Here is a 12,537-nt window from a genome sequence, read left to right as displayed (position 1 = left end):
GGCTCACTCTTCCGTGCCGGCGTTCCAGAAGGCCTGCAGCACGCCGGGCAGGGCCTCGATGGCGGCGATCACGCGGTCCAGCTCGTCGGAGTCCACCGAGGTGGCGTAGAGCATGGCCTCGATCTCGGTGTCCTGCGGGCCGAAGGCATGGGTTTCCACGCCGCGCACGGGGTAGCTGGCGTTCTCCAGCAGCTCCAGCATCTGCTCGCGCACATCGCCCTGGGCGCCGCGGTGGCAGATGGCGTAGACGTAGTAGGTCGACTCCGTGGATTCGTCATCCACCGGGCGGCGGTTGATGCGGTTGACCACGGGGCGCAGCAAGGTGTTGCTGGCCAGCACGAACAGCGTGGCCAGGCCGGCCTCGGCCACCAGGCTGGCGCCCGCGCAGGCGCCCACGGCGGCCGAGCCCCACAGCGTGGCCGCCGTGTTCAGCCCGGTGATGTTGGCCCCTTCCTTCATGATGGCGCCCGCACCCAGGAAGCCCACGCCCGAGACCACGTAGGCCACCACGCGCGTGGCGCCCTCGGCCCCGCCCAGGCGCACGGCCAGGTCCACGAAGACGGCCGCGCCCACGGCGACCAGGGTGTTGGTGCGTAGCCCCGCCGTGCGCTGGCGCACCTGGCGCTCCAGGCCGATGAGGGCGCCGAACACGAAGGCCGTGGTCAGGCTGACGAAGGTGTCCAGCATGGCGCCGGGGTTGAGGTTCTGCAGGGCCTGCATGGGGTTCCGGACTTTCCTGGTGAATGGGTTGAAGGGTGCGTCACTGCCAGCCGTAGCGGCGGATGTAGACGCGCTTGAGCAGCGTGGCCAGGCAAGCGTAGCCCAGCAATATGGCAATCATCCACGGGAAGTAGGCCGCAGGCAGCGCCTGCAGCTTGAAGTAGCCGGCCAGCGGCCCCATCGGCAGGAAGATGCCGGCCGCCATCACGGCCGCCGTGGCCAGCAGCAGAGGCCAGGACGGGCGGCTTTGCAGGAAGGGGATCCTGGGCGTGCGGATCATGTGCACGATCAGCGTCTGCGTGAGCAGCCCGATGACGAACCAGCCCGACTGGAACAGCGTCTGCTGCTCAGGTGTGTTGGCGGCGAAGACGAACCACATCAGCGCGAAGGTCAGGATGTCGAACAGCGAGCTGATGGGCCCGAAGAACACCATGAAGCGGCCCAGGTCGGCCGGGTTCCAGCGCAGCGGCTGGCGCACCAGTTCGTCGTCCACGTTGTCGAAGGGGATGGCGATCTGCGAGAGGTCGTACAGCAGGTTCTGCACCAGCAGGTGCAGCGGCAGCATGGGCAGGAAGGGGATGAAGGCCGAGGCCACCATCACCGAGAACACGTTGCCGAAGTTGGAGCTGGCCGTCATGCGGATGTACTTCAGCATGTTGCTGAAGGTGCGCCGGCCCTCGATCACGCCCTGCTCCAGCACCATCAGGCTTTTTTCCAGCAGGATGATGTCGGCCGCTTCCTTGGCGATGTCCACGGCGCTGTCCACGCTGATGCCGATGTCGGCCGCGCGCAGGGCCGGGGCGTCGTTGATGCCGTCGCCCATGAAGCCGGTGATGTGGCCGTTGGCGCGCAGCGCATGCACGATGCGCTCCTTGTGCAGCGGCGTGAGCCGGGCGAACAGCTGGTGCCGTTCCACGGTCTGGCGCAGCATCTCGTCGTTCATGTGCTCGATCTGCGTGCCCAGGATGATGTGGTCTGCGGGCAGCCCCACATCGCGGCAGACCTTGGCGGCCACCAGTTCGTTGTCGCCGGTCAGCAGCTTGACGGCCACGCCGTGCGCGGCCAGGGCGGCCAGCGCCTCGGCCGTGGTTTCCTTTGGTGGGTCCAGAAAGGCGATGTAGCCGATCAGGGTCAGCTCCGACTCGTCGGCCACGCCGTAGTCGCTCTTGTGCGGCGGCACTTCCTTCATGGCCACGGCGACCACGCGCAGGCCCTCGCGGTTGAGCTCGCGCGTCACGCGGCGCACGCGGGCCAGTTGCTCCTCGTCCAGCGGGCGCGTGCCGTCGCCTTCGCGCAGCCGGGTGCAGGTGCCCAGGATCTCCTCGACCGCGCCCTTGCAGATCAGCTCGTGGTGGTGGTTGCGTTCGGCCACCACCACGGACATGCGGCGGCGCTCGAAGTCGAAGGGGATTTCATCGACCTTGCGGTAGTCCTCGGCCAGGCGCATCTGGGTGTGCAGCTCCACGTGTTCCAGCACGGCATGGTCGAGCAGGTTCTTCAGGCCGGTCTGGTAGTGGCTGTTGAGGTAGGCGAAGCGCAGCGTCTCATCGCACGGCTGGCCGAAGGCGTCGGTGTGGCGCTCCAGCACGATGCGGTCCTGGGTCAGCGTGCCGGTCTTGTCGGTGCACAGCACGTCCATGGCACCGAAGTTCTGGATGGCGTCCAGCCGCTTGACCACGACCTTGCGGCGCGACAGCACCACGGCACCCTTGGCCAGGGTGGAGGTCACGATCATGGGCAGCATCTCGGGCGTCAGGCCCACGGCCACGGACAGCGCGAACAGGAAGGCCTCGGCCCAGTCGCCCTTGGTGTAGCCGTTGATGAACAGCACCACGGGCACCATCACGGCCGCGAAGCGGATCAGCAGCCAGCTGACGCTGTTGACCCCGGTCTCGAAGGCCGTGGGCGCGCGGTCGTTGGAGGTCACCCGCGTGGCAATGGTGCCGAAATAGCTGCGGTTGCCCGTGGCCAGCACCACGGCCAGCGCCGTGCCCGAGACCACGTTGGTGCCCATGAACAGCAGGTTGCTGGCGTCCAGCACGCCGGTGCCATTCGATGCACTGGCGTCGGCGCGCTTTTCCACGGGCAGGGATTCGCCGGTCATGGCGGACTGGCTCACGAACAGGTCCTTGGCGCTGAGCACGCGGCAGTCGGCAGGGATCATGTCCCCGGCCGACAGCACCACGAAATCGCCGGGCACGACCTCGCGCAGCGGCACCTCGTAGCGGCGCGCCTGCTGGCCGAAGCCGCTGTGCGGGGCGTCTGCGGAGTCGGCATCTGCAGGGGCCGGTGGGCCGCCATTGCGGCGCAGCACCGTGGCCGTGCTGCTGACCATGGCCTTGAGCCGCGCGGCGGCGCGGTTGGAGCGGCCTTCCTGCACAAAGCGCAGCAGCGTGGACAGCAGCACCATGGAGGCGATGACGACCGTGGCCTTCATGTCCTCGGTGGCGTAGGAGACCACGGCCAGCAGCGTCAGCAGCAGGTTGAAGGGATTGCGGTAGCAGTACCACAGGTGCAGCCAGCCGGGCAGCGGCTTTTCGTGCTCGACCTCGTTGGGGCCCAGACGCGTGAGCGCGGCGCGGGCCTGCTCGCGGGTCAGGCCGTCCTCGCTGGAGCCGGTGCGCGCCAGCACGGCGGCAATGTCATCGCGCGAGGCGCGCAGCAGCTCGCGCGTGAGGGTCGGCGATACCGAGCGCGAGTGGTGCACGGCCGTGCCCGAGGGCAGGGCATTGCGCCGGAACAGCCCCAGGGCGTGGCGGCTGCGCAGAAACGCCTGGAACAGGTGCTTGAGGCTTTTCATGGTGACCTCCCTGGCGGCTCAGGCCTGGCTCGAACGAAGGGTGGCGCGCAGCCAGTGCCAGTTGCGCTGGCAGGCGCACAGCAGGCGGCGGCGCAGCGGCGGGCGGGCCACGGTGGCCGACTGCAGCCATTGGCGCCGCGCATGGGCAGGCAGGTGGCGGTAGACCTCGGCGCGCTCCTGCGCCGCCAGCAGGGACAGGACGTCGGCCTGCTGGCGCTGCGTGAGCGCCACGAGGGCATGGGCAAAGAGGTCGGGGCCGTGTTGCTGCAGCAGGGCGTGCAGTTGCCCGGTATGGCGTGCCGCAATGGCGGCTTGCAGGGCCAGCTGCAAGGTGCTGGCGCGGGTGGTGTGGGAGGTGCGGCTGGCGCGCGTGGAGACGGGTGCTGTTGCGGGTGTGGCTGCGGGCATGGTCCGCAGCGCGGTGATGACGTGTTGCATGGCGGGCTTCTTTCGTTGCGGCCGAAAGAAGCCCGGCACCTATCCGTCAATGGACGTGCACGGGCCTCCCGGCCGGGGCCTTGGGAAGGGGCGGAAGGGCCGCAGGCATGTGCGGCCGGACCGTATCGGAGGGGTCAGGGCAAGATCGACTCGGATCGGGGTCCATGGGGGAACTCCTTTCTGACGATGGGGCGGACAAGGCTGCGGCGCGCGCTCAGCGCGGCTGCAGGCTCAGAAAGCTGCGGATGCGGTGCGTGGGCCAGTGGGTCTGCAGGTCCAGGTGCATGGCGTGCTCCATGGCCGATGGGGCCTGGGCCTGCATCTGTGCCTTGGCCTGCATTGCTGCCTGGGAGGCAGCCACGCGCGTGCCGGTGGCGCCGGGGCAGGGCGCGGCAGTGGCAGGCTGCAGGCGTTGCATTGCGGGGCGAGCGAACGGTGTGGACATGGCTTTCTCCTTGGCGAACCAGGAAGACTGCCGCGGGCAGGGCCGTCAAGCAGCGTGTGCCGCGCGCTGCAACGGGGCAGGCACGGACACGCGGTCAGTGAACCACAGCAACTGGAATCTCAGGTGCAGGGGCGGCATGCCTGATGCAAGCCAAATGCCACTGCAGCGCCGGGCGGGCGCGAAGATCCAAGGGGAAACGCAGCAATGGAAGGAAGCCGGCCGACATGGCCGCTCCCTTCACAGGAGTCGGTCAGTCAGCCAGAAGCGTAGCCATTGCGGCGCGCTGTTTGTCACTGGTTGAACTGGCACTGTCCACGGAAGGACTCCTGAAAATGCGATCCCGCCATTGTGCCTTGCGAGCTGCCTCGGGTCAACCCTGATGTCGATGCGCCACGGGCCAGCCAGCCCTGCACGATCAGCAACTGCGCCGCGTAGTAGGTGGTCAGCACGGCAGCTTGCGCCCCGTCGAAAGGCTGCACGAAGCGGTTGATGGCCAGCAGCGAGTCGCTGACCATGAAGAAGCAGGCGCCGATGGCCACGGTCCAGGCGGGCTGGCCGCCCAGGTGCCTGGCGCGGCCCAGGGCCTGGGCCGCCATCAGCGCAATGACCAGCACATAGGCGGCCACGGGCAGGCGCAGCGCGGCGGGCAGCCCCCCCTGCCAGAGCACGGCATACATGGCAACGCCCAGGGCCAGCGTGGCGGCCAGCGAGGGCCGGTGCGCAAACCAGGGCGCATCCTGGCGCAGCAGCACGATATAGGCCAGGTGGGCGAGCAGAAAGCTGGCCAGGCCCGGGATGAACAGATCGGGCAGCATCAGGAACACGTCGCCCGCCATCGAGGCCGCCAGCGCCGCGGCCAGCCAGCAGGCGCCGCGCGCGGGTTTCGCCAGCGCCGAGAACGCCGCGCTGCCGCGCCACATCTGCATGACAGCGATCAGCGCAAAGACCATGGCCAGCGGCTTGAACAGCCAGTGCCAGTGCAGCATGTCCAGCACGCTGGTGGCGGTGGCCAGCGCGCCGGCCTCGATGGCCAGGGCCACCCACAGGCTGATGCGCCCCTGCATGGCCGCGCCCAGTGCCCACTGGCAGGCCAGCAGCACGCCAAACCACAGCGCATTGCGCGCCGTCGAGGACTGGTCGGCATGCCACAGGAACAGCGACACCCCGGCGATCAGCGCCACGAACTGCAGGCCCGCAAACCAGCGCAGGCTGCGCTGCATGTCGGGTGCGTAGAGCACGCGGTGCGCGTCCAGGTCGAAGGCCGGCCTGGGAAAGCGCTGCGCCACGTCGGCAGGGCGCCACCCGGGCGGCTTGAGCCAGACGCGCAGCTTGTCGCCCCAGCGCCGCGCATGCCAGCTGTCATGGATGAGTTGCCGGTACACCACGGCGTTGGCCCACAGCGGATCCCAGCTTTGCAGCAGGCCGCGCGTGCCGTAGACGCAGGGCTCGCTGTCGTCCTCGGGCCTGAAGGTGCCGAACAGGCGGTCCCAGACGATGAGGATGCCGCCGTAGTTCCTGTCCAGGTAGCAGTCATTGACGGCGTGGTGCACGCGGTGGTTGCTGGGCGCGCAGAACCAGCGGTCGAACCAGCCCAGGCGCCGCACCTGCTCGGTATGGACCCAGAACTGGTAGAGCAGATCGATCAGGCCCACGATGGCAAACACCAGCGGCGGCACGCCGGCCAGCGCCATGGGAAGGTAGAACAGCCAGCCCAGCAGCGCGCCCGAGCTGGTCTGGCGCAGCGCCGTCGACAGGTTGTAGTCCTGGCTCTGGTGGTGCACGGCATGCGCGGCCCAGAGCACGGCCACCTCGTGGCCCATGCGGTGAAGCCAGTAGTAGCAGAAGTCGTAGAACAGCAGGGCCAGCAGCCAGCCGGGAATGCTGGTCCAGAAGGCATCGTTGCGCCACAGCGCCAGGTGCTCGAAGGCCAGCGTGTACAGGCCCACGCGCAGCAGCGTGGTGAAGACGGCGCTGGTCTGGCTGAGCATACCCAGGCTGATGGAGCTGATGGCGTCGGCCAGCCGGTAGGCATTGCGCCCGCGCCACAGGCTCACGCCCCATTCCAGCGCGATCAGCAGCAAAAAGGCAGGCGTGGCGAAGACAATGACTTGGCTGGGTGAGAGCATGGTCAGCCGATTCTGGGCATGGCGGCGGGGCAGCGCCTTAGGCGAGAACCCTAGGACACGGAATCACAAGGGTTGAAACGGATTGCAATAAATAGGGCTTCGTGGCAAGCGTGTGGCAGGAAAATTGCGCCCTATGGCAGAATCGCCCGCTTTCCACGCGCTGGCCGTCCCTGCCCTGCAGGCCATTGCCAGCCCGCACCGCCTTCGCCGGCATGCGCCGCGCATGCCCACGCTCCATGCACCTGTCCCGACGCTCCCTGCTATCGGCTGCAGCCTCAGTGGCTGCGGCCCTTGCTACTGCACCCGCCGCCCATGCCGCGCCGGGCGCGGGCAAGCCCTGGCCGGCAGGCGGGCCCATCACGCTGATCGTGCCCTTCGGCGCGGGCAGCGATGTGGACGCCACGGCGCGGCTGGTGGCCGAAAAGCTGGGTGCGCGGCTGCGCCAGTCGGTGGTGGTGGACAACGTGCCGGCCTCCGGCGGCGTGCTGGGCGTGAGCAAGGTGGCGCGCTCGCATGCCGATGGCTACACGCTGCTGCTGGGCTTTGACGGGCCGGTGAGCATTGCGCAACTGGTGAACTCCTCCGTGCGCTATGACGCCGAGCGTGATCTGGCTCCCGTGGGCCTGACTTCGGTGGCGCCCATGGTGATCGTGGCCCGCCCTGGCCTGCCCGTGCACAACCTCAACGAGCTGATCAGCATGGCCCGCGCCCGGCCCGGCGCGCTGACCTATGCCACGCCGGGCGTGGGCACGGTGCTGCACCTGGCCATGGAGCGGCTGCAGGAGCGTGCCCGCATCCGCCTGGTCCATGTGCCCTATCGTGGCGTGGCACAGGTCACCAGCGAGGTCATGGGCGGCCAGGTCGATCTGGGCATTCTGATGACCACCGGCGCCACGCCGCTGGTGCAGCAGAAAAAGCTGGAAGGCGTGGGCGTGACCTCGGCACAGCGCATCGACGTGATTCCCGAGGTGATGAGCTTTGCGGAGGCTCCTGATTTGAAGGGCTTCGAGCTGGAAGCCTGGACCGGCCTGTTCGCCCCCGCCCGCACGCCCGAACCCGTGGTCAGCCGCCTGGCCGCCGAACTGGCCGAGGTGCTGAAGCTGCCCGAGGTCCGCAAGCGCCTGCAGGACAGCGGCGCCACGCCCGGCTCGGGCACGCCGGCCACGTTCGCCCAGTTCCTGAAGAAGGAAAAGGCGAGCTATACGCAGATCGTCAAGTCCGCCAATATCCAGGTGGAATAGGCCGCGCTGACGGTCAGCGGGTGACCGCTTTTTTCCATTGAATGAAGACTGGACCGGCGAAATCGGCGGCATTGTCTGCAGTCGCCTTTGTGCGCCGAGTGCCACGTATTGGTGTGTGAAATCTGTTACCCTCCGCTTACATTTTTAAGGGGGCGGTGTGGGGGTGGAGAAAATCATGCGCCGGGCCATGGCATGGCTCTGGCTTTTTGCGCTTGCAGCGTCGGGCGCTGCAATGGCCGAGGACCGGCCCAATGTCACTTTTGCGGGAGTCGCCTATTCGGGCGACGCCAGTTCGCAGCAGCAGCGATTCCCTTATTCAAAGCAGTATGAGAGCCGCCTGAAGGCCGCCGGACACAGTGCCTATGCGCGGGCACTGGCATTCGTGCAGCAGGCGCCTGCACAGCATCTGCAGATATCCACCAATCCCATCGATGAGCTCAAGGGGCGCGACCAGGCCCTGGTGGTTTCTCTGGTGCTCAATTCCGAGACGGTCTCCGTGGAAAGCTTTGGCGGCGTGCGCAAGCTGTTCATCCTGATTCGTGGACAGGCCCTGTTTTTTGACTTCAAGTCCATGACGGCGGTGCGTTCGTATCCGCTCAGCTTTGCCTTCATCGACAACTTGCGCCACGAGCCGTCGCAAGAGGAAATCATGGAGCGCGTGACCAAGGTATACGAAGGCGCGGGAGGCAAGCCCGGCATCTTCGGCCGTTTTGCCCAGGTGCTGGCCACGGCCACCGTGCCCTCGCAGACGCCGCGTTTCCTGCAGGTCACCGATATCCAGATTCCCGCCGCCATGGCCGAGATGCTGCCCGGCTATCTGCAGGACCCGCAGGTGCACAAGACCTGGGCCGCCGATATCGTGGGCGAGGCCATTTCCAGCCGCATTGGTGTGCCCATCATTCCTTTTGCCATGGGCTATGCCGTGGGCAATGTGATGCGCATGCAGGTGCTTGACGGAGAGGTCTACACGCTGCAGCTGCCCAGTGCCGACTACGCCATCAGCGTCGATTTCAAGGGATTCAAGAAGCTCAAGTTCAAGGAGTCCAGCGCCGGCACCAGCTATGTCTACGGCACCTTTGCCGATATGCGCATCCAGGAACCCAATGGGCCGGTGTTTCTCGGCGCCTCGCTGAAGAACGCGGAAGTGAAGGTAGTGCCTTCCACGCAAACCCATGTCGATGATTTTCCGGCGTTCTATGACTCGCTCAACGGCCTTTTCGTGAAGCTGGCCGAGACGGTGGCGGCTGGACGGGGCAATGACTGGCTCAAGTCGGCTGCGGCCGAGAGCGACATCGAAGCGCAAATTGTCAAAACAAAAGACCTGATGAATCTATGCAAGTAATCCAGAAAATCCTCCTGTGCCTTTCCATGGCGCTGTTCGCGGCCGGTGCGGGCGCGCAGGTGCAGCAGGCACGCGGCAAGGCATCGGTCAGCTACCAGGATTCAAAGGTCAGCCCGCAGGACAAGGAGCGTGCGCTGATGGCGGCCCAGCTCAAGGCCGTGGAGTTCTACTACGCCGAAGCGGGCCAGTCGGAGGCCGAGAATTTCGACGCCGTGCGCGACAAGATCCTGGCCAACCCCGATCGCTACATCCTTGAGCACACCGTGCTCAGCGAAGAGGACAACGCCGACAGAAAGCAGTACACGGTCTCCGTGCGCGTGGCGCTGAACGTGGCCAATCTGCGCAATGCCGTCAAGGCCAACTCTGCCGTGGCCAGGGGCGGTCCCGCAGGCCGGTCGCCGCTGGCCTTCATGTTCGTCTCGCGCCAGGTGGCCACGACCAAGTCCTTCGATGACCGTGTCTACAAGCGCGTGGACGAGACCGAGGACGTCAAGGCCCAGGTCAGCGCTTCCGAAAAGGGCAGCGAGGGTGAATCCATCCGTGGCGGACGCATCAGCACGAATGCCTCCACGGCGACCTCGGGCAACGCCTCGGTCAAGAGCAGCCGCACTTCCGAAACCGGCGGCAGCACGACGCGCCGCTCGGCCGAGTCCACCTGGCGCGTGATCCCCAGCGCCAACCTGGCCCAGGTCTTTTCCTCCAACTTCGCCAAGGCCGGCTTCAAGGTGTCAGAGGCTGCCATGGTGGAGCCCTACACGGGCGGCCACTTCAAGGTCGCGGCCGTGGAGAACGACTACAAGAGCGGCATGGACCTGCAGCCCTCGACCCTGGCGGCCATGGTGGCCGGCATGCGCACGGCGCAGATTCCCTACATCGCCCTGGGCACGCTGGATGTGGGCATGGGTGAGCCCGATCCCCAGACCGGCCTGATGCGCGTGAGCGTGACGGTCAACGCCAAGATCCTGGACATCGCCCAGACCATTCCCGACACGATTGCCGCCGTCGGCCCGGTGCTGTATGCGGGCACCGGCCCGTCCGAGGATGAGGCGCGCAACAACGCGCTGAAGCTGGCCGCCAACAACGCGGCCCGCGATCTCACCAGCCAGGTCACCAATCTGGGCCTGCGCTGAGCGCTGCGGCTTCCAAGGTCCGGCTGCCATGCAGCCGGACCTTTTTCCTTTCGTTCGTTTTCCACGCTTTCCACGTTTTTATCTTCGCCGTCCGTGTTCACGGACTGCTGCAACCCGAGTCCATCTCCATGAAAAAGCTCTTCACCACCGTCGCCGTTGCCGCCGCCATGGCCAGCCCCGCCCTGACACAGGCCCAGTTCTCCATGCCCTCCATCCCGGGTGTCGGCAAGCTCATGGGCGGCAGCGGCTCTGCCGACGTGGCCGGCCAGGGCGACGCCCTGGTGCGCAGCTATGTGGGCGCCAGCAAGGAGGTGCTCAGCGCCAATGCCAAGATGGCCACGGCCCTGGGCCTGAAGGAGCAGGCCGCCAGCGCCGCCAGCACGGCGGACAGCCTGGGTGATGGCGCCACCATCGGCGCGCTGGGCGATGGCAACAAGGTGGTCTCGGACACCAGCGGCGCGATTGCCGAGTCCATGGCGAAGAAGCCCGTGCTCGATGCCGCCTCCAAGGCCACCTTCGCCGAGGGGCTGGTGCACCTGGTCAACGGCAGCGTGAAGTACGCCGGCATGGGCAAGGATGTGTCGGTCATGGGCAAGAGCCTGCAAAGCGCCAACCCCATGCAGCTGACCAAGCTCACCTCCGCGGCCTGGGTGGTGTCCAAGTTCCCCGGCTCGGCCTCAGACCTGTTCAGCACCGTGCAGACGGCCATTGCCTTCGCGCGGGCCAACGACATCGAGGTGCCGGCCAATGCGGCTGACGCCACGGCCGCGCTGGGCACGCTCAAGCTGTGATCCGGTACAGGCAAGGAGCACTTTCTATGCGTATCCGCATCATTGCGGCCGTCGTGGCTGCCTGCGCCGCCATGTCCGGCTGTGGCGACAAGCCGTCCGAGCAGCCCAGGACCGACGCGCCTGAACAACCCCAAAGCGTCGCCCCGCCCGTGCCCGACGTGGGCAGGCTGGAGACCGTCGAGGTCCAGGTCATCGGCCTGGGCCAGTCCCCTGGCGAAGCCATGGCGCAGGCGCTGCAGATGGCGCTGCTGCAGGTCAATGGCGCCGTGATCCAGTCCGCCTCGGTCACGGCCAAGTACGGCCTCGACGTGGCGCTGGGGCAGGACGCCGCCTCGCTGCGCGCCAGCGCCTTCGCCGAGGTGGTCAAGCAAAAGTCCGGTGGCGTCATCCAGTCGGTCCAGGTGGTGGATCTGGAGGAACCCAAGCCCTGGGCCAAGCGCTACAAGTACACCATCAAGGCCAACATTTCCAAGTTCAAGCCTTCGGCCGAGATGCAGAAGATCAAGGTCGTTGTGGGGCCGGTGCGCTTCGAGCAGGCCTCGCTGCCCATGGGCGACCGCAGCGTCTCCGCCGCCGAGGTGGGTGCAACGCTGAGGCAACGCATCAGCGACGCCCTGGTGCAGACAGGCCGCTTTGCCGTGCTGGACCGCGAATTCAGCCCCGAGATCGAGCAGGAACTGGCCATCATCGCCACGGGCCAGGCGCCCAGTGCCGAGCTGGCCAAGCTGTCCCAGGCTGCCAGCGCCGATCTGGTGTGGAGCGCCCGTGTCAGCAGCTTTGCCTACAACCGCCATGCCCGCCAGCTCAAGACCAGCGACCGCCAGCTGGTGAGCTACTCGGGCGGCTGGGCCCTGTCGCAGAAGCTGGTGAACGTGGCCACGCGCCAGGTCACGGCCTCGGATTCGCTGCGCGGCTCCGTCCCTTCCACGGCACCGACCACGCTGGGCGCGGGCGTGGATGGCAACAAGGTCATGACCGACATGAGCGATGCGCTGGTCGCCGGCGTGGTCAGCTCCATCCTGCAGCGCACCTTTCCGCTGACCGTGGTCGCCCGCGATGGCGAAAGCGTGGTGCTGAGCCAGGGCGGCCAGGCCGTGAAGGAGGGCGCGCGCTACCAGGTGGTGGCCATGGGCAAGGAGATGAAGGACCCGCAGACCGGGCAAAGCCTGGGGCGCCTGGAGTCACCGTGCTGCGAACTGGTGGTCGATCGCGTGACCCCCAACCTCTCCTACGGCCACCTGGAGAACATGCGCGGCGGCATGGAAGACCTGCCACCGGGCGGGCTGCAGGTGCGTGAAGTACTGAAGGCATCCGCTGCACCGGTTCTGGCCGCACAGGCTGCAGCAGGTGATGCGGCCGCGGACGCTGAGCCCCAGGCCGCACCGGCACGTGCTGCACAACCGTCCGCAGCACGCCGCGCGGCATCGCCCGCCAAGGATGCCGATGCCCCGGTCGGCAAGAAGGACGACGACAACTGGTAAGCGACAAGCGGCGGGGAGGTGCG

Annotated in this window: 10 protein-coding genes; 5 read left to right on the top strand and 5 right to left on the bottom strand. The window is 67.2% G+C overall.

The window, feature by feature from the left end; translation table 11 throughout:
* Positions 1-3: 3 nt before the first annotated feature.
* From DTS01S_RS00865 to DTS01S_RS00845, 5 genes are all read right to left on the bottom strand, one after another.
* Positions 4-720, bottom strand: coding sequence for an MgtC/SapB family protein (locus DTS01S_RS00865; RefSeq protein ID WP_012203158.1), 717 nt, complete (start codon positions 718-720; stop codon positions 4-6).
* Positions 721-760: 40 nt separating this feature from the next.
* Complete coding sequence (gene mgtA / locus DTS01S_RS00860; protein ID WP_061287158.1) at positions 761-3,520, bottom strand: magnesium-translocating P-type ATPase; 2,760 nt, start codon at positions 3,518-3,520, stop codon at positions 761-763.
* An 18-nt stretch (positions 3,521-3,538) separates the two neighbouring features.
* A complete protein-coding gene (locus tag DTS01S_RS00855) occupies positions 3,539-3,958 on the bottom strand; it encodes a hypothetical protein (protein ID WP_017406426.1) in 420 nt (139 codons plus the stop codon).
* 214 nt (positions 3,959-4,172) lie between these two features.
* Positions 4,173-4,403 (bottom strand): hypothetical protein, encoded by a 231-nt coding sequence (locus DTS01S_RS00850; protein WP_016451872.1) that lies wholly within the window; start codon positions 4,401-4,403, stop codon positions 4,173-4,175.
* A 290-nt stretch (positions 4,404-4,693) separates the two neighbouring features.
* A complete protein-coding gene (locus tag DTS01S_RS00845) occupies positions 4,694-6,529 on the bottom strand; it encodes a lysoplasmalogenase family protein (RefSeq protein ID WP_017406428.1) in 1,836 nt (611 codons plus the stop codon).
* A gap of 236 nt (positions 6,530-6,765) precedes the next feature.
* Between DTS01S_RS00845 and DTS01S_RS00840 the strand changes: the two genes are divergently transcribed.
* The 5 genes from DTS01S_RS00840 (at position 6,766) to DTS01S_RS00820 (ending at position 12,514) form a co-directional block, all read left to right on the top strand.
* Positions 6,766-7,770: a Bug family tripartite tricarboxylate transporter substrate binding protein gene (locus DTS01S_RS00840; RefSeq protein ID WP_016451870.1), complete on the top strand. Its 1,005-nt coding sequence runs from the start codon at positions 6,766-6,768 to the stop codon at positions 7,768-7,770.
* Between the two features lie 187 nt (positions 7,771-7,957).
* Positions 7,958-9,112, top strand: a complete 1,155-nt coding sequence (locus DTS01S_RS00835; protein ID WP_228676823.1) for a hypothetical protein — start codon at positions 7,958-7,960, stop codon at positions 9,110-9,112.
* Positions 9,103-10,242: a hypothetical protein gene (locus DTS01S_RS00830; RefSeq protein ID WP_016451868.1), complete on the top strand. Its 1,140-nt coding sequence runs from the start codon at positions 9,103-9,105 to the stop codon at positions 10,240-10,242. Before DTS01S_RS00835 ends, DTS01S_RS00830 begins: the two co-directional genes overlap by 10 nt.
* Before the next feature lie 128 nt (positions 10,243-10,370).
* Entirely contained in the window at positions 10,371-11,033 is a 663-nt protein-coding gene (locus DTS01S_RS00825; RefSeq protein WP_012203166.1) for a hypothetical protein, read from the top strand.
* A gap of 26 nt (positions 11,034-11,059) precedes the next feature.
* A complete protein-coding gene (locus DTS01S_RS00820; RefSeq protein ID WP_017406432.1) occupies positions 11,060-12,514 on the top strand; it encodes a CsgG/HfaB family protein in 1,455 nt (484 codons plus the stop codon).
* Positions 12,515-12,537 lie beyond the last annotated feature (23 nt).

This window comes from Delftia tsuruhatensis NBRC 16741 (genome assembly GCF_001571325.1).
Classification (GTDB): Bacteria; Pseudomonadota; Gammaproteobacteria; order Burkholderiales; family Burkholderiaceae_C; genus Comamonas; species Comamonas tsuruhatensis.
Note: the sequence above shows the minus strand (reverse complement) of the source record. Positions and strands in the feature narration are given on the sequence as shown.